This window comes from Actinoallomurus sp. CA-142502, assembly GCF_050936355.1.
Lineage (GTDB): Bacteria > Actinomycetota > Actinomycetes > Streptosporangiales > Streptosporangiaceae > Actinoallomurus > Actinoallomurus iriomotensis.
On record NZ_JBNJMY010000001.1, the window covers coordinates 6760017 to 6775874 of the forward strand.

Annotated in this window: 14 protein-coding genes; 7 read left to right on the top strand and 7 right to left on the bottom strand. The window is 70.6% G+C overall.

Translation table 11 applies throughout. The features are described from left to right. Positions 1 to 32: 32 nt before the first annotated feature. The 3 genes from ACQEV1_RS31895 (at position 33) to ACQEV1_RS31905 (ending at position 1160) form a co-directional block, all read left to right on the top strand. Positions 33 to 365: a DUF3147 family protein gene (locus ACQEV1_RS31895; protein WP_285622969.1), complete on the top strand. Its 333-nt coding sequence runs from the start codon at positions 33 to 35 to the stop codon at positions 363 to 365. Continuing rightward, entirely contained in the window at positions 362 to 781 is a 420-nt protein-coding gene (locus ACQEV1_RS31900) for a DUF3147 family protein (RefSeq protein ID WP_433398368.1), read from the top strand. The genes ACQEV1_RS31895 and ACQEV1_RS31900 overlap by 4 nt, the downstream gene beginning before the upstream one ends. Positions 782 to 875: 94 nt before the next feature. Beyond that, positions 876 to 1160 (top strand): hypothetical protein, encoded by a 285-nt coding sequence (locus tag ACQEV1_RS31905; protein ID WP_433398370.1) that lies wholly within the window; start codon positions 876 to 878, stop codon positions 1158 to 1160. 31 nt (positions 1161 to 1191) lie between these two features. Here ACQEV1_RS31905 and ACQEV1_RS31910 read toward each other — a convergent pair whose 3' ends face one another. Further along, positions 1192 to 1635, bottom strand: a complete 444-nt coding sequence (locus ACQEV1_RS31910; RefSeq protein ID WP_285622975.1) for a PPOX class F420-dependent oxidoreductase — start codon at positions 1633 to 1635, stop codon at positions 1192 to 1194. 668 nt (positions 1636 to 2303) lie between these two features. Continuing rightward, positions 2304 to 2867, bottom strand: a complete 564-nt coding sequence (locus ACQEV1_RS31915; RefSeq protein ID WP_285622977.1) for a dihydrofolate reductase family protein — start codon at positions 2865 to 2867, stop codon at positions 2304 to 2306. Positions 2868 to 2994: 127 nt separating this feature from the next. Between ACQEV1_RS31915 and ACQEV1_RS31920 the strand changes: the two genes are divergently transcribed. Then, positions 2995 to 3741 (top strand): TetR/AcrR family transcriptional regulator, encoded by a 747-nt coding sequence (locus ACQEV1_RS31920; RefSeq protein ID WP_433398373.1) that lies wholly within the window; start codon positions 2995 to 2997, stop codon positions 3739 to 3741. A 411-nt stretch (positions 3742 to 4152) separates the two neighbouring features. Here ACQEV1_RS31920 and ACQEV1_RS31925 read toward each other — a convergent pair whose 3' ends face one another. Beyond that, complete coding sequence (locus ACQEV1_RS31925; protein ID WP_433398375.1) at positions 4153 to 5226, bottom strand: enolase C-terminal domain-like protein; 1074 nt, start codon at positions 5224 to 5226, stop codon at positions 4153 to 4155. Further along, positions 5223 to 8201 (bottom strand): FAD-binding and (Fe-S)-binding domain-containing protein, encoded by a 2979-nt coding sequence (locus tag ACQEV1_RS31930; protein WP_433398377.1) that lies wholly within the window; start codon positions 8199 to 8201, stop codon positions 5223 to 5225. The genes ACQEV1_RS31925 and ACQEV1_RS31930 overlap by 4 nt, the downstream gene beginning before the upstream one ends. Before the next feature lie 90 nt (positions 8202 to 8291). Between ACQEV1_RS31930 and ACQEV1_RS31935 the strand changes: the two genes are divergently transcribed. Next, the gene (locus tag ACQEV1_RS31935) at positions 8292 to 10079 is read left to right on the top strand and encodes a thiamine pyrophosphate-requiring protein (protein ID WP_433398379.1); all 1788 of its coding nucleotides are present in this window, start codon (positions 8292 to 8294) and stop codon (positions 10077 to 10079) included. Between the two features lie 64 nt (positions 10080 to 10143). Here ACQEV1_RS31935 and ACQEV1_RS31940 read toward each other — a convergent pair whose 3' ends face one another. Further along, complete coding sequence (locus ACQEV1_RS31940; RefSeq protein ID WP_433398381.1) at positions 10144 to 12234, bottom strand: catalase; 2091 nt, start codon at positions 12232 to 12234, stop codon at positions 10144 to 10146. A gap of 186 nt (positions 12235 to 12420) precedes the next feature. Here ACQEV1_RS31940 and ACQEV1_RS31945 point away from each other — a divergent pair, with 186 nt between their 5' ends. Next, positions 12421 to 13329, top strand: coding sequence for an ANTAR domain-containing protein (locus ACQEV1_RS31945; RefSeq protein ID WP_433398383.1), 909 nt, complete (start codon positions 12421 to 12423; stop codon positions 13327 to 13329). Positions 13330 to 13418: 89 nt separating this feature from the next. After that, a complete protein-coding gene (locus ACQEV1_RS31950; RefSeq protein ID WP_285622993.1) occupies positions 13419 to 13844 on the top strand; it encodes a ChaB family protein in 426 nt (141 codons plus the stop codon). Between the two features lie 513 nt (positions 13845 to 14357). Here ACQEV1_RS31950 and ACQEV1_RS31955 read toward each other — a convergent pair. Then, entirely contained in the window at positions 14358 to 14933 is a 576-nt protein-coding gene (locus ACQEV1_RS31955) for a hemerythrin domain-containing protein (protein WP_433398385.1), read from the bottom strand. 85 nt (positions 14934 to 15018) lie between these two features. Beyond that, a complete protein-coding gene (locus ACQEV1_RS31960) occupies positions 15019 to 15795 on the bottom strand; it encodes an IclR family transcriptional regulator (protein WP_433398387.1) in 777 nt (258 codons plus the stop codon). Positions 15796 to 15858: the final 63 nt, after the last annotated feature.

Consider the following 15858-nt stretch of genomic DNA (forward strand, 5'->3'; position numbering starts at 1 on the left):
CAACACGCGAATGTAGCGGCCGCGGGGGTGACATGATCGAGGTGGCGCTGAAGGCGCTGTTCGGAGGGCTGCTCGTCGTCGTGTTCGCCCTCATCTCCGAGGTGACGACACCGAAACGGTTCTCCGGCGTGTTCTCGGCGGCGCCGTCCGTGGCCCTCGGCAGCCTCGCGGTGACGCTGGTGACCAAGGGCGAATCCGACGTACGGGCCGCCGCGGCCGGCATGGTGGCGGGCGCGATCGCACTGCTCATCTACAGCGTGGTCGCGGTCCGGGCGCTGCGGAGGTTCGGCCCGCTGGCCGGTGCGGCCATCGCCGTCATCCCGTGGTTCGTGGTCGCCGGTGCGTGCGCCTGGGTGCTGCCGTGAGCGCCGGGCGCTCCGGCCCGCCGCACGTCAGGGTGAGGATCGGCCGCGTCCGCGAGGTACGGGCGAAGGCGCTGCTCGTCCGGTTCGCGTTCGGCGCCGCCGTCTCGACCGTCGCCGGGGTGGTCTCCACCGTCTTCGGCCCGCGGGCCGGCGGTGTCCTCCTCGCGTTCCCCGCCATCCTGCTCGCGTCCCTGACGCTGGTGGCCAAGGAGGAGGATCTCCGGGCGGCGCGGGACGACGCGCGCGGTGCCGCGATCGGCTCGGTGGGCATGGTGGCGTTCGCGATCGTCTGCGCGGTGTCGGCTCACACGGTGGGCGGCTGGGTCGCGCTGGCCGTGGCCACGCTCGCCTGGGTTGTCGTCTCGGTCGCCGGATACCTGCTCGTACGCCGCCTGGGGCACGGAGCGGACGAATAGCCCGTCGCGGCGACACCACGGCATTGATCATTGCCATGTCGCAGGGAATCGTTCCCACACCGGCCCGGTCGTGGCCCTGTCCTGTGGGGACCGTATGGCACGTGTTCGCGGATCGACGGGCCGGCGCGCCCCGGTACGGCGTCGCCGCCCGGCGGCGTGCGCGATCGCCGCGCCGTGCGTGGCGTCGGCCGTCGTCACGGGAACGGCGGCGGACGCCGTCACCCCCCGGAGGCAGGCGTACGCCGCCCCGGCGGTGTGGCCTGCCCCGCAGTCGACACGGGCCTGGTCGCGCGGCTTCCCGCTCCCCTCCTCCCTGCGGCTGGCGGCGGGCGCGGACGCCGACGCGGCGGCCGTCGGGCTCGTCCGCTGGGACTCGTAAGGAGATTACGCGCCTGGGCCAGCGGCTACGGCTACCGGGAGACATCGCGGGAGTTGTACCCCTGCAGGTGCGCCGGACGCGCCGATCCGGCCGGCACGAACTCGCCGATATTCCAGCTGATGATCCGGTGCGGGTGAAGGTGGAGCGTTTCGTGGCTGAAGCCGGGAATGAGCGGAGGGTCTTGGGAGACGATCTCGATCCGACCGCGTATCTCGATCCCTCGTCCGGTCTGGCCGATGGGGTTGGGAGTCTCGGCCTGATCGTCAACCACGAAAGAGACCCTGGGGTCAGCCTTGACGTTCCGGAACTTCTGGCTCTTGGACAGCTCGGGGCCGCCGATCTCAATTATGCCGCTGTCGGGGTTGACCCAGAAGGCGACGGGGTGCGCCTGCGGGGCGCCGTCTGGCCCGATAGTGGCCAAACGTCCGAGCGGATGCTTCGTCAGGTACTCCAGCTCGGCATCGGTGAAGGTCATGCATCCAACATAAAACCTGAACCAAAGTTGAGGTCAAGGGCCTTAAGCCGCCCGCATCGATTTGCCCACACGGCGGCTTTCGATGTCGTCAGCTGGGGTTGGGAGCTGGCGAGTCGAGTCAATCGAACGGACAACGGCGAGGCTCGTCGACCCTCCGGCTCATAAATCGACCTGCTCTGTCAGAGATCACGAGCCATGGTCGCGAACTCCCGACGAATTGCCAGAACCGTCACCTAGATGGGCTCAACGCACGGTGACTGACGACCATGGCCGAAGAACAAGACCCCGCCAGTTCCCCGAACCCAAGGGCCAGAACCGTCGAAAGAGCCTGAAGGCTCGTGGGTTCATCGTGAGGACCCTTCGGTTCGCACGAACTCTGGGCTTTCCTGGGGTGCCACCGGAATACGGCAGAAACGGGCCGCGTGTTGGTCACGGGTTAGCGAGGTGAGCGTCCCAGAGAGATGATCGAGGGCGTCAGGGGCGATGGGGCGAACAGGCCCGGGTCAGGCCGTGGCGGGCGCTGAGGCCCTCATGCGTCCGATCGTTCGCGAAACCCGGCCTGGGGCCACAAGGCCAACCAGGCAAAGCAGTCACTCTTCCATCATGACCGAAACCAATTTCAACGTCCCCTGGGCGGTAACGCCCAGCCCGGTCCGTGGCCGATCGGCTCAGCGGCGGACGCGGTAGCGGATGTGGGTGGCCTCGGGCGTGTCGAGCACCTGAATGATCTCCAACTCGATCTCCGACGGCAGGACGTCGAACAACCGGCGCCCTGCGCCCAGGAGTACTGGAATGTGGTGGATCTGCACTTCATCCAGCACTCCGGCCTCAAGGGCCTGCTGCACCGTGTACGCGCCGCCACGAATCTGGACGTCCCGTTCCCCGGCGGCGGCCTTCGCCTGCGCCATCGCGCTTTCGATCCCGTCGTTCACGTAGGTTACCAGCGGATAGCCCCACCTGGCGGCCGGGCTGGGCGGCCGGTGGCTGGGGACGAAGATCGGGGCACCGCCGTGAGAGCCGCCCCAGTGGTCCATGAGCTCAGCGGTCCGCCGTCCCGCGAGGATCGCACCAGCCCCGTTCCATTCGTCTTGGAACTGCTTGACCAGCCCGGGATGCTGGTCCGAGTCAGCCCACTTGTGCAGCCGCTCGCCATCGTTGCCGCCGAGGAAGTCGTTGGGATCGGCGATGTACCCGTCGAGGGACATCGACATGTCGAGCACTGATCTGGACATGGCCCACTCCTTGTTTCACGGCGTGGCCCCTCGGCCACCGCCTGCTCCCGGGTCCGGAAATTAACTGTGTCCCCAGAACACTGTGTACGGTAGAGACAGTTTTGGCGGATGGCAAGCGGGAGGCGACGTGGCGGTCAACGAGGATCCGAGGACACTGGCGGAACTGTTGTGGGGCCTGCGGAAGCCGCGTATCAGAGGCCCCAGGCCCGCCTACGACCTCGCCCGGCTGGCCGACACCGCCGTCAAGGTCGCCGATACCGAGGGCCTGGAGGCGGTCTCCATGCACCGCATCGCCGCCGAGCTCGGCCTCACCAAGATGGCCCTGTACCGCTACGTCAACGGCAAGACAGAGCTGATGGCCATCATGATCGAGGCGGCGGTCGGCACACCCCCCGACCTGAGCGGGGCGGCCGGCTGGCGGGCCAAGCTGGAGGAGTACGCCCGCGGACTGTCCACCGCCTGGCGGCGCCACCCCTGGCTGCCGTCGGTCACCGTGGGCGACCGCGTCATGGGCCCACGTGAGACCGCATGGGCCGAAACAGCCCTCAGCGCCCTCACCGACACCCCCCTGACCGAACACGAACGGCTCGACGCGGTCATGATGGTGTCCCACCACATCCGCGCCACCCACCCGGCCGCCACCCAAGGCACTCAGACCTGGACGGACGGCAGCGCCGCCCCAGTCATGCGCGAGCTGCTACTCCTCAACGCCAGCCGCTTCCCGCTGCTCGCCACCACCGTGGCCATCCCCTCAACCACCACCACCCGGGAATTCGGCCTCCTGGCCCTCCTCGACGGCCTCGAACGCACCATCACTCAACGCACCCACAACAACGGCGACGAACAAACGGCTTCGCGCCCGGATCCTCCGTAAGCGGCGACCACCAGCGGGCCCCCGAACACGATCTGCCCACCGACGGCCGGATTCCGGCTGGTGCCACTCCCGCGCCCCTGTGAGTCTCCTCAGGAACCGGAGTCGAGCAGATCGCCGCTGCTGCGTCTCCTGACCCTGGACGGCACGCTGAGCGTCCTCGGCCGGCCCGGCGAGATCCCGCTGCGGATCATGGACCTGATCTACGGCCGGAAGAACCTGACCTCCTCGGGCACCGGCGGTCGTGCCGGCACCAGCCAGATGCCGGCCTTCTGCGCCGAGCACGGCATCACCGCCGACATCGAGCTGCTCCCCTCCGCCCGCGTCCAGGAGGCTCTCACCCGCCTGGACCAGGGCGACGTCCGCTACCGCTTCGTGCTGAACCTGTCCGACCTCGACCGAGGCGCAGGTGGTTCAGGCGACTCGGTAGGGCTCGGCGTCCGGGCGCTTGAACTCCAGCCCCAGCCCGGGGGCGTCGTCGCGCGGGCGCACGGTGCCGCCGGCCGGGTCGAGGACGCCGTCGAAGAGCATCGACTCGATGCGCACGTGGTCGTGGAACCACTCGATGTGGCGCGCGTTCGGAATCGCGGCCATGGCGGCGGCGTGCAGGTGCGGGGCGCAGTGGGCGGACAGGTCCTTGCCGTGGGCGCGGGCGAGCCCGGCGACGCGCAGGAACTCGGTGATCCCGCCGATCCTCGTCACGTCGGCCTGGGGGCAGTCGACGACGGGCAGCAGCCGGGCGAAGTAGGGCAGGTCATAGCCGTACTCACCGGCCGCCACCTCGCACGTCACCGCGTCGCGTACGGTCGCGAGCCCGGCCAGGTCGTCGGAGGAGACCGGCTCCTCCAGCCACCGGATGTCGGTGACCCCGGCGACCCGGATCGCCTGTTTGGCGCTGTAGGCCCCGTTGGCGTCGGCGAACAGCTCCGTACCGGGCCCGACGGCCTCCCGGGCGAGGCGCAGGCGCTCGACGTCGCGCGCCTCCCGGCCTCCCCACGCCTCCCCTATCTTGATCTTGACGCGGGGGATGCGCTGCTCGCCGGCCCAGTGCTCGAGCTGCTCGCGCGTCCGCGCGTCGTCGTAGGTGGTGAAGCCGCCGGAGCCGTACACGGGCACCTCCTCGTGGACGGCGCCGAGCAGGCGGTGCAGCGGCAGGCCGAGGCGGCGCGCCTTCAGGTCCCACAGGGCGCAGTCGACGGCCGAGATCGCCATGGAGCACGTGCCGGGGCGGCCGGCGTTGCGGACCGCGCGGCACATGCTCTCGTGCGCGGCGGGCGGGTTCAGCACGCCGCTCTTGGCGACCTCGGGGGCGAGCAGCTCGGCGACCACCCCCGTGATGGTCGCGGGGCCGTACGTCCAGCCGATGCCGATCAGGTCCTCGGCTCTCGCCTCGACCAGGACGATGGTGGTCGAGTCCCACTCCAGCGTGCCGTCCGCCTCGGGGGCGTCCGTCGGGATCGTGTAGGCGGACGCGGATATCTCAATCACGAGACCTCCGTCGGCGCCTTGGCGGCGGGGGTGCGCTCACCGGCCTCCTCCGGGCACAGCAGCTCCGCGAGCAGCTCGGCCAGGTGCTTGGGCTTCGCCCGGGTGCCGGCCTCGATCTGGGTGCGGCAGGAGAAGCCGTCGGCGAGCACGGTGGTGCCGGGGTCGGCGTCGCGCACCGCCGGCCACAGGCCCAGCTCGGCGGCGCCGACGGAGACCTCGTAGTGGCCGCGTTCGAAGCCGAAGTTGCCGGCCAGGCCGCAGCAACCCTCGTCCAGCACCTCCGCCTGGACGCCGACGCGCCGGAGCACCTCGGTGTCGGCCTCGAACCCCCAGATGGCGTGCTGGTGACAGTGTGTCTGGGCGATGGCGGTACGGCCCGTGCCCGGCGGGGGCGCGGTGATCGCCTGCGGCGCCCGGTCCAGGAGGAACTCCGCCAGGGAGTGCGTCTGCTTCGAGAGCCGCTCGACGTCCGGGTCGCCGGCCAGCAGCTCCGGGGCGTCCGAGCGGAAGACCGCGCCGCAGCTGGGTTCGAGAGCGATCACCGGCACTCCGGCGCGCAGCCGGGGCGCCAGGGCGTCGACGGTCCGGCGCAGCACCCGCCCGGCGGTGGCGAGCTGCCCGGTGGAGATCCAGGTGAGTCCGCAGCACAGCGGGACCGGCGGCATCTCGACCCGGAACCCGGCCGTCTCCAGCACGCGAACGGCGGCCCGGCCGATGGCGGGATGGAAGTTGTTGGTGAAGGAGTCCGGCCACAGGACGACCGACGGCCCGTCCGCCCGCGGGCCTCCACGGCGTTTGAACCAGTCGGTCAGGCGTTCGCTCGCGAACCGGGGCAGCTCCCGGCGCTGGTCGACGCCACCGGCGCGTTTGACCACCCGGTCGAGCCCCGGCGCGTGCGTCAGGGCGTTGACCGCTCCCGGCGCGGCAGCGGCCAGGCGCGCCCACAGCGGCAGCCAGCCCATCGAGTAGTGCGAGAGCGGGCGGGGCCGCCAGCGGTAGTGGTGGGCCAGGAACTCGGCCTTGTAGGTCGCCATGTCGACGTTGACCGGGCAGTCACCCCGGCATCCCTTGCAGGCCAGGCACAGGTCGAGGGCCTCGTGTACGTCCTTGGACCGCCAGCCGTCGGTGATGACGGCGTCCTCGCCGCCGCCGGGCGTGCCGCGCATCATCTCCATCAGCAGCCGGGCGCGGCCCCGCGTGGCGTGCTTCTCCTCCCGGGTGACCCGGTAGCTCGGGCACATCACGCCGCCGGAGGAGGAGCGGCACTTGCCGATGCCGACGCACCGCGCCGCCGCGTGCGTGAACCGGCCGTGGTCTTCGGGATAGTGGAAGTAGGTGCGCGGCTCGGCCGGGTGGTAGCCCAGGTGGTCGAGGTTCTCGTCCAGCCGGAACACCTCGGGCGTGCCGACCGCGGTCTCGGCCTCCCGGGGCGAGGCGACCTTTCCGGGGTTCATCCGGTCGTCCGGATCGAAGATCTTCTTGTACCGGCCGAACAGCTGGACGACCTCGTCGCCGAACATGATCGGCAGCAGTTCGCCGCGGGACTGGCCGTCGCCGTGCTCGCCGGACAGCGACCCGCCGTAGGAGGCGACCAGGCGCGCGGCGCGCTCGACGAACCGGCGGTACTTCTCGGCCCCACCGGGATCGTCGAGGTCGAAGGCGATCCGCGTGTGCACGCACCCCTGGCCGAAGTGCCCGTACAGGGACGCCGACCCGTAATCGAACTCCTCCAGCAGGCCGCGGAAGTCGCGAAGGTAGTCTCCCAGCCGGTCGGGCGGCACCGCCGCGTCCTCCCAGCCCTCATGCGTGTCCGGGCCGCCGGGCGGGTACGCGGTCGCGCCCAGGCCGGCCTCGCGGACCTTCCACAGCCGCTCCTCTTCGCCCGGATCGTCGAGGAACGACACGCCCGGGCCGTGCTCGGACCGGTGGATGTCGGACAGCAGGCGGTCGGCGCGCTCGTCGGCCTCCTCCTGCGTGTCGCCGCCGAACCGGACCATCAGCCACCCCGACCCCTCGGGCAGCTCACTCAGCACGCCCTGCTTCGCCACGTGTTCGACGCGGGCCAGGTCGATGAGCGTGTCGTCGATCCCCTCCAGGGCCAGCGGCTCGTGCCGGGCCACGGTCGGCACGGCGTCGCCGGCGGCGGCGATGTCGTCGTAACCGAGGACGACGAGGGACTGGTACGCCGGCACCGGGACCAGTGAGATCTCCGCCTGCAGGACGGTCACCAGCGTCGACTCGCTGCCGACGAGGGCCCGGGCGAAGTTGAAGCCCTTCTCGGGCAGCAGCGCGTCGAGGTTGTAGCCCGAGACCCGGCGCGGGATGTCCGGATAGCGGGTACGGATCAGCGCGAGGTTCTCCTGCACCAGGTCGTACGCCGCCCGGTAGATCTCCGCTCGCCGCCCTCCCTCGGCGAGGATCCGGTCGTACTCCTCCTTGCTGGTCGGCCCGACCCACATCCGGGTGCCGTCGTAGGTCAGCACCTCCATACGGATCACCGAGTCGGCCATCTTCCCGTACGCCTGGGCCGACGCGCCGCAGGAGTTGTTGCCGATCATCCCCCCGATCGTGCACGTGTCGTGCGTCGACGGTTTCGGGCCCACCATCAGCTTGAACTTCGAGAGTTCGGCGTTGAGGTCGTCCAGGCAGGCACCGGGCTCGACGAGGGCCCGCCTCCGCTCGGGGTCCGCCGACACCAGGCGACGGCAGTACTTGGACCAGTCGATCACCACGCCGGTGTTGCAGCACTGTCCCGCCAGGCTCGTGCCCCCGCCCCGGGAGAACACCGGCACACCGTGCTCACGGCACACCGCGACGGCCTCCGCGGCCGCGTCGACGTTCCGGGGCACCACCACGCCGATCGGCACCTGCCGGTAGTTGGACGCGTCATGTGCGTAGTCGGCACGCGACCCGGCGTCGAACCGCACCTCACCGTCGACGCGCGCCGCGAGATCGCGGAGAAGTGTCTGGGACATATGAAATCGGTTACCCGTCCATCGGGTTTCAATCGCGCTGCCCGGGAAGCGAATTCCCCAGAGCACCCCATACCGCGGAAGGATCTGATCATGGCGCCCACTGTCGGCGACTACCTGCTCGAACGCCTGCGCGAGTGGGACGTGGAGCACATATTCGGTTATCCGGGCGACGGCATCAACGGGATCATCGCGGCGCTCGGCCGAGCCGATGACAGCCCGCAGTTCGTCCAGGCCAGGCACGAGGAGATGGCCGCCTTCCAGGCGGTCGGTTACGCGAAATTCACCGGGAAACCGGGCGTCTGCATGGCCACCAGCGGACCCGGCGCGATCCACCTGCTGAACGGCCTGTACGACGCCAAGCTCGACCATGTTCCGGTGGTGGCGATCGTCGGGCAGACCGCCCGCAGCGCGATGGGCGGCAACTACCAGCAGGAGGTCGACCTGCTGAGCCTGTTCAAGGACGTCGCGAGCGCGTACGTGCAGATGGCGACCGTCCCGGCGCAGCTGCCCAACCTGATCGACCGGGCCATGCGGATCGCCCTCGCCGACCGCACTCCCACCGCCGTGATCATCCCGGCCGACCTGCAGGAGGAGGCCTACGAGGGGCCCTCGCACGCGTTCAAGAACGTCCCGTCGTCGGTCCCCGGCTACACGCCTTCGGTGACCCGCGCCCCCGACACCGAGGTGACGCGCGCCGCCGAGATCCTCAACGCCGGGTCGAAGGTGGCGATCCTCGTCGGCCAGGGGGCCCGGTCCGCCGCGGCGGAGGTCATGGAGGTCGCCGAGCTCACCGGCGCCGGAGTGGCCAAGGCACTGCTCGGCAAGGACGTCCTGCCCGACGACCTGCCCTACGTCACCGGCGCGATCGGCCTGCTGGGGACGCGCCCGTCGTATGAGCTGATGCGCGACTGCGACACCCTGCTGATCGTCGGATCCAACTTCCCCTACAGCCAGTTCCTGCCCGAGTTCGGGGACGCCAGGGGAATCCAGATCGACATCGACGGCCGCATGATCGGCATGCGCTACCCGACCGAGGTCAACCTCGTCGGCGACGCGGCCCAGACGCTGCGTGCGCTCATCCCCCAGCTGAACCGGGCCGAGGACCGGTCCTGGCGCCAGACCGTGGAGGACAACGTCGCCCGCTGGTGGGGCACCGTCGAGCGGCAGGCCATGGTGGAGGCCGACCCGGTCAACCCGATGCGGCTGTTCTGGGAGCTGAACTCCCGGCTCCCCGACGACGCGATCATCACCGCCGACTCCGGCTCGGCCGCGAACTGGTACGCCCGCGACCTGAAGATCCGCGGCGGCGTCCGCGGTTCGCTCTCGGGCACCCTGGCGACCATGGGACCGGGCGTGCCGTACGCGATCGGCGCGAAGTTCGCCCACCCCGACCGGCCCGCCATCGCGTTCGTCGGCGACGGCGCCATGCAGATGAACGGCCTGGCCGAGCTCCTCACCATCAGGCGCTACTGCTCCGAGTGGTCCGACCCGCGGCTGGTCATCGCCGTGCTGCACAACAACGATCTCAACCAGGTCACCTGGGAGCTGCGCGCGATGGGCGGCGCGCCGAAGTTCGAGGAGTCCCAGACCCTGCCGGACATGTCCTACGCCACGTTCGCGCGCTCCATCGGCCTGGAGGGCATCGAGGTGAGCAAGCCCGAGGCCATCGGCCCGGCCTGGGAGAGCGCCCTGGCCGCCGACCGGCCGGTCCTCCTCGACGTCCACTGCGACCCCGACATCCCGCCGATCCCGCCGCACGCGGAGTTCGAACAGATGAAGGACGCCGCCGAGGCCATCATCAAGGGCGACCCCGACGCCCGCGGGGTGGTCAAGAAGGGGCTGAAGACCAAGGCCCAGGAGCTGTTCGGCCGAAACTGAGCGCCCGCGTCAAGCCGAAGCCCGCCGGGGAGTCTTCCCCGGCGGGCTTCGGCTCGCTCGGCGGTCAGGCGGGAACGGCGCTCGGGTCACGCTCGGGGTGACGGTGGGCCGCCACCGCCGTGACGAACGCCTCGGTGAAGTCGCCGTCCGCCGTACCGCCGGTCACCACGCCCTGGTCGGCGACGGTCTCCCGGTCGCTTCGCCGTACGGAGGTGAGCCGGGCGACCTCCAGCAGCGAGACGCCGTCGCCGAGGGCGCCGATCGCCTTGCCGTGCTTGAAGGCCTCGCTGACGAAGTGCACCGCGTCGCCGTCGCCCGCCAGCGCCTGGACGGAACGGTCGCCGCCCGGCACCAGCACCGCGTCGTACAGGACGGAGGCGACCGTGGTCAGTGGCCGGGTGACCTCGACGTCGTCCCCGGCGGCCGCGCTGAGCGACCCGTCGACGGCGGCGAGCACCTCGCACGTCGCCCCCGCCTCGGTCAGCGCCGTCATGGCCGCCCGTACGTGGTCGCCGTCCACGCCGTCGGCGGCCAGGATCGCGATCTTGCGCGTGGCGACCGTGTCGGTGGGGCTGTTCGCCTGGCTCAGCGCCGGAGAGCGCTGGTCGCTCACCGGCCCCGCGGGTTCGGCCGGCGGCTCGACGCCGATGCCCTCGGCGACCCTGGTGGCCAGGTCGTGGTGGACGTTGGCCAGGTTCCGTACGACGCCCTCGCGCACGTGCATGGGCTCGACCTTGCCGAGCTCGAACCGGAACGCCGCGACGATGTGGTCCTTCTCCCAGTCGGCCATGCTGTTCCAGAACAGCGTGGCCTGGGAGTAGTGGTCGGCGAAGCTCTCGCTGCGCTTGCGGATCTTGTTGCCGTCGACGCGTTCCTGGAAGTGCGCGTAGCCGTCGCCCGCGATCGCCGGGCATCCGCCGCCGAGGGAGTTGGGGTGGTACGCGGCCCGTCCGCGGTGCACCGTCGTCTGGTGGTAGCCGTCGCGGTGGTGGTTGCTCACCTCGTTCAGCGACCGGTTGACCGGCAGCTGGGTGAAGTTGGGGCCGCCGAGGCGGATCAGCTGGGTGTCGAGGTAGGAGAACAGCCGGGCCTGGAGCAGCGGGTCGTTGGTGAAGTCGATCCCGGGCACGACGTTCGCGGTGTGGAAGGCGACCTGCTCGGTCTCGGCGAAGAAGTTGTCCGGGTTGCGGTTCAGGACCATGCGGCCGACCGGCCGTACGGGCACCTGCTCCTCCGGGATGATCTTGGTCGGGTCGAGCAGGTCGAAGTCGAAGGCGTGCTCGTCGGACTCCGGGACGAGCTGGACGCCGAGCTCCCACTCGGGGAAGTCACCGTCGTTGATGGCCTCCCACAGGTCGCGGCGGTTGAAGTCCGGGTCCTTCCCGGCGATCTTCTGGGTCTCGTCCCAGACGAGTGAGTGGGTGCCGAGTTTCGGCTTCCAGTGGAACTTCACGAACGTGCCCTCTCCGGCCTCGTTGACGAGGCGGAACGTGTGCACGCCGAACCCCTGCATCATGCGGTAGCTGCGTGGCAGCGCCCGGTCCGACATCAGCCACATCATCATGTGCGTCGTCTCGGGCTGGAGCTGCACGAAGTCCCACAGCGTGTCGTGGGCCGAGGACGCCTGCGGGATCTCGTTGTGCGGCTCGGGCTTCACCGCGTGGACGAAGTCGGGAAACTTGATCCCGTCCTGGATGAAGAAGACGGGCATGTTGTTGCCGACCAGGTCGAAGTTGCCCCGCCGCGTGTAGAACTTCGTCGCGAAGCCCCGCACGTCCCGTACGGTGTCGGCCGACCCGCGCGAACCCGCGACGGTGGAGAACCGCACGAAGACCGGGGTCCGCACGCCCGGGTCGGTGAGGAACTCCGCCGCCGTCACCCCGGCCAGCGCGTCGCCGTAGGCCTCGAAGTAGCCGTACGCGCCCGCGCCGCGGGCGTGCACGACGCGTTCGGGGATCCGTTCGTGGTCGAAATGGGTGATCTTCTCGCGGAAGTGGAAGTCCTCCATCAGCGTCGGACCGCGCTCGCCGGGACGCAGCGAGTTGTCGGTGTCGCTGACGGCGACGCCCTGGTCGGTGGTCAGAACCGCCTCTTCCGGGGTGGCCCGGACGGCGTCCAGCTGCCGATCCTTGTCGGTACGGTCCTCGGCCGGCATCACATCTCCCTTGAGTCTCGGGGCCGTGGGGGTGCCGCTCTACCCGGCCGCCGCGAGGTAAACAGCGTGGTTTGACTAGGCGGCGGCGAGCGGACAGGCTGGTCAGGTCCGATGCGGTCGTGAAGCAGCCGCGCCGCTCTCACATCGGGTCCACCTCTGGTGGCCCGAAGGCGGTGGGAGAGCGCGATGAGCACTGTGGAGCCGACCTGGCGGGCTCCGGCCCCGGAGGAGACGTTCGGCGGCGAGGTCGCCGGGAGTCCGCCCGCCGTGGGACCCGTGGAGGCGGAGATCGTCGCCGAGCTGGCCGAGCTGCGAAAGACGGTGCGGAACCTGCGCCGGCAGACCCGGTCGAACCGCGTGGTCTCGCGCGCGGTGGGGATGTTGCAGGAGCGCTACCGGCTGGCCGACGACCGGGTGGCCTTCACGATGCTGGCCCGCACCTCCCAGAACCACAACCTGCCGGTGCGCACGCTGGCATCCGCGTTCGTCGCGGCACCGCGGCCTCGCCACCCGCGCGAACGGTGGTTCGCCGGACGCGGCCGGTGGGCGGCTCCCCCGGTGAGCAAGCTGCTGCCGGGACGGCCGCCGGGACGGCTGAACCGCACCGACCTGGTGCGCGCCCTCCTGCGACAGGTGATGGAGATCTCCGGTGCCCCGATGGGGAACGTGCAGCTGGTCGACGTGGCCTCGGGCGGCCTGGAACTGGCCGCGCACCACGGCCTGACCGACGAGTTCGTCGACTTCTTCCAGCACGTCGGCGAGGACACCACCTCCTGCGCCCTGGCCGCCCAGCAGACGGCCCGGGTGAGCGTCTCCGACGTCGCCACCACGTCGGCGCTGGATGACGACTCCCGCATCCACGTCCTCGCGGCCGGCAGCCGCTCCTGCCACAGCACACCCCTGCTCGACGCCGCGGGACGATGTGTCGGCGTGGTGTCCTCGCATCACGAGCGGCCCGCCAGCACGTTGACCGACGTCCAGACCGCCGAACTGGATCGCGTGACCGCCCAGGCCGGCCGGTGGCTGCAGTGGCACGACCGGACCACCGTCCTGGACGCGTTGGAGGACCTGCACGCCCTCGCCCTCGGTCGCTGACCCTGCCGTGGGTCCGCCGTCAGGGAGGTGTGGGCGCCGCCTGCGGGGTAGGTCCTGCCGTGACGGGGATCCGTTCCACGGGAGGAGAAATGCCGAAGACCACCAAGAAGGGCACGGCCAAGCAGAGCGAGCTGCCCGACACGATCAAGCGCTCCGACGCGAAGGCCCAGCGCACGTTCGCCAAGGCCCACGACGCCGCGGTCCGGGAGTACGGCGAGGGCGAGCGGGCGCACCGGGTCGCGTACGGCGCGCTCAAGCACACCCACGAGAAGGTCGGCGACCACTGGGAGCCGAAGAACAAGGGCGCCAAGGGCCCGTCGGACGAACAGTCCAAGGGCGGCCGCGGCACGTCACGCCCGTCGGCGGGCGGCGTCGACGCCAACGCCTCCAAGCAGCACCTGTACGAGCTCGCCAAGGAGATGGACGTCCCCGGCCGGTCACAGATGACCAAGAAGGAACTCGTCAAGGCGCTGCAGAAGGCCAACGACCGCGCCACCGCCAAGGCCCGCTCCTGACGTCCCGCACCGAGACCGGAAGCACGTCACCGGCTCCGGGCCGCCGTCGCCTCCGGCGGTGATCCGACTCGCCGCCTCCGGAGTGAGCCGATCACCGCCGTAGGTGGCACGAGCCGCCAGCCCTGCCCGCGCCGCCCGGAACGGCCCGACCCGGCACGGCCCGGCCGCACGGGTACACGCTCGCTGGGTCACCGATGGCGGCGGGCCATGTCGCACACGGCTCTCAGACTCGACCCTCCCGCGCCGGAGGTCGGGGTAGCCGATGGCGGGCTTCTTCTGTGAGCAGAGAATTCTCCTGTCAGAAGAGCCCCTGGAGACGAACACCCACCTCTCGCCCGGACACGTCGGGTCCTCCCAGTGCCGGGAATCCGCGCCGATGACGGGCCGGCCGTGGGGTGGCCGTGCGGAACGCCCGGCCGCACCTCGGCCTTCACGTAACAAGACCGCTTCGAATCGATCAGCCGGCCACCGCCGGCTCCGGCGTAGCCGATCGCCGCAGGAGGCGCGGGAGGCTCAGTCCTGTCCGCGGCCGGTGGCCGCGTCGCGGACCCGGTCGGCTGCCGCGACCGCCGGGCCGGCGGCCTTGAGGATGCCCGGTTTCGGTGGCGTGTGCGGGTGCGGGCGGGTGGGGGCGATCTTCTTGCCCTCCTCGACCTTGTGGCCGAGTTCCTCCGCCTCCTCGGCGCTGAGTGCCTTCTCCATCGCCGGCCAGACGTTGTCCTCCTCGTAGGCGATGTGTTCGCGCCCGTCGGTGATGAAGCGTCCCACCAGTTCCTCGAACTGCGGATCGTCGGTCTTCATGCCGATCAGGTCGTTGAGGACGAACTTGGCGGCCACCTCCTGCTCGATCGCGTGATCCGCCAGGGCGTCTCCGTCCTCGAGGTGGTCGCGTACCGCCGGCCAGAAGTACTCCTCCTCGACCGCCTCGTGTTTGGACTCCTCGATGGTCAGTTCCTCGACCAGCTTCTCCCGCAGCGTCAGCTGGTCGGGGTTCGCGCCGGACGCGGCGGTCGGGCCTCGCTCCAGCTCGGCCAGGGCCCGCTTGACCTCTTCATGATCCTTGCGCAGTACCTCGAACACGTTCCCCATGACGTCCCCCGCTCAAGTAGGCTCCACGATTTTCACGCTACGCGCGGCACCGTCGCCGGAAACGGCCCGGGGGCCTCCGCACGGGTCAGGCGCGGCGGCGCTCGTCGGGGTGGAGGAGCAGGACTTCGAGGGCACGGGCGCAGGTCTGCGCATGGCTCAGGAACCAGGGCATGCGCGCGTCGGTGAGCACCTCCGGCGTGGATCGTACGGCGAGCGCGAAGCGGGCGTGGCCGGCGCGGTCCAGCAGAGGGACGGCCAGGGTGCGGATCCCCTCGGCGGACTCGCCGTCGTTGATCGCGTACCCGGCGGCGCGGACGCGCTCGATCTCGGCGCGCAGGCTGGGCAGGTCGGCGATGGTACGGCCGGTCAGCGGGCGGAGCGGGCCCAGCTCCGACAGGTCGTCCTCGCCCGGCCGTGCCCAGGCCAGCAGCACCTTGCCGAGGGCGGTGGAGTGCAGCGGGCGGCGCAGCCCGATCCCGGTGTCGTTGCGCCGCACCGAACCGCCGGAGACCAGCACGACATGCGTGCCGCCGCGGATCGCCAGGTCGGCGGTGGCCCCGGTGACCTGGGCGAGATGGTCGAGCTCCGGGCCGGTCCTCTGCAGGCCGCGCTGGTGGTAGGACAGGAGGCCGAGTTCCACGACGGACGGGCCGAGCCGGTAGCGGGCGGTGCCGTCGTCCTGGTCGAGGAAGCCCGCCCGTACGAGGGTCCGCGCGAGCCGGTGGGCGGTGGAGGAGCTGAGGTTCAGTCGCCGGGCGATGTCTGAGGCGCTGAGCGCGGCGCCGTTGTCCCGGAAGCAGTGCAGGACGTTCAGGGCGCGCAGGACCGCCTGGTTTCCGGTCGGAGTGTTCGTCCGCGGCATGTCCCGCCTTTCGCCGAGCCGTTCTGTTTCCCATCATATGAAATCTAGATTGAGTTGGTAGGT

Excerpts from the sequence above, each read along its gene's own strand:
- ACQEV1_RS31895 (WP_285622969.1), top strand. The coding sequence starts at position 33 with ATGATCGAGGTGGCGCTGAAGGCGCTGTTCGGAGGGCTGCTCGTCGTC.
- ACQEV1_RS31905 (WP_433398370.1), top strand. The coding sequence starts at position 876 with ATGGCACGTGTTCGCGGATCGACGGGCCGGCGCGCCCCGGTACGGCGT.
- ACQEV1_RS31910 (WP_285622975.1), bottom strand. The coding sequence starts at position 1,635 with ATGACCTTCACCGATGCCGAGCTGGAGTACCTGACGAAGCATCCGCTC.
- ACQEV1_RS31915 (WP_285622977.1), bottom strand. The coding sequence starts at position 2,867 with ATGTCCAGATCAGTGCTCGACATGTCGATGTCCCTCGACGGGTACATC.
- ACQEV1_RS31930 (WP_433398377.1), bottom strand. The coding sequence starts at position 8,201 with ATGTCCCAGACACTTCTCCGCGATCTCGCGGCGCGCGTCGACGGTGAG.
- ACQEV1_RS31935 (WP_433398379.1), top strand. The coding sequence starts at position 8,292 with ATGGCGCCCACTGTCGGCGACTACCTGCTCGAACGCCTGCGCGAGTGG.
- ACQEV1_RS31940 (WP_433398381.1), bottom strand. The coding sequence starts at position 12,234 with ATGCCGGCCGAGGACCGTACCGACAAGGATCGGCAGCTGGACGCCGTC.
- ACQEV1_RS31945 (WP_433398383.1), top strand. The coding sequence starts at position 12,421 with ATGAGCACTGTGGAGCCGACCTGGCGGGCTCCGGCCCCGGAGGAGACG.
- ACQEV1_RS31950 (WP_285622993.1), top strand. The coding sequence starts at position 13,419 with ATGCCGAAGACCACCAAGAAGGGCACGGCCAAGCAGAGCGAGCTGCCC.
- ACQEV1_RS31955 (WP_433398385.1), bottom strand. The coding sequence starts at position 14,933 with ATGGGGAACGTGTTCGAGGTACTGCGCAAGGATCATGAAGAGGTCAAG.
- ACQEV1_RS31960 (WP_433398387.1), bottom strand. The coding sequence starts at position 15,795 with ATGCCGCGGACGAACACTCCGACCGGAAACCAGGCGGTCCTGCGCGCC.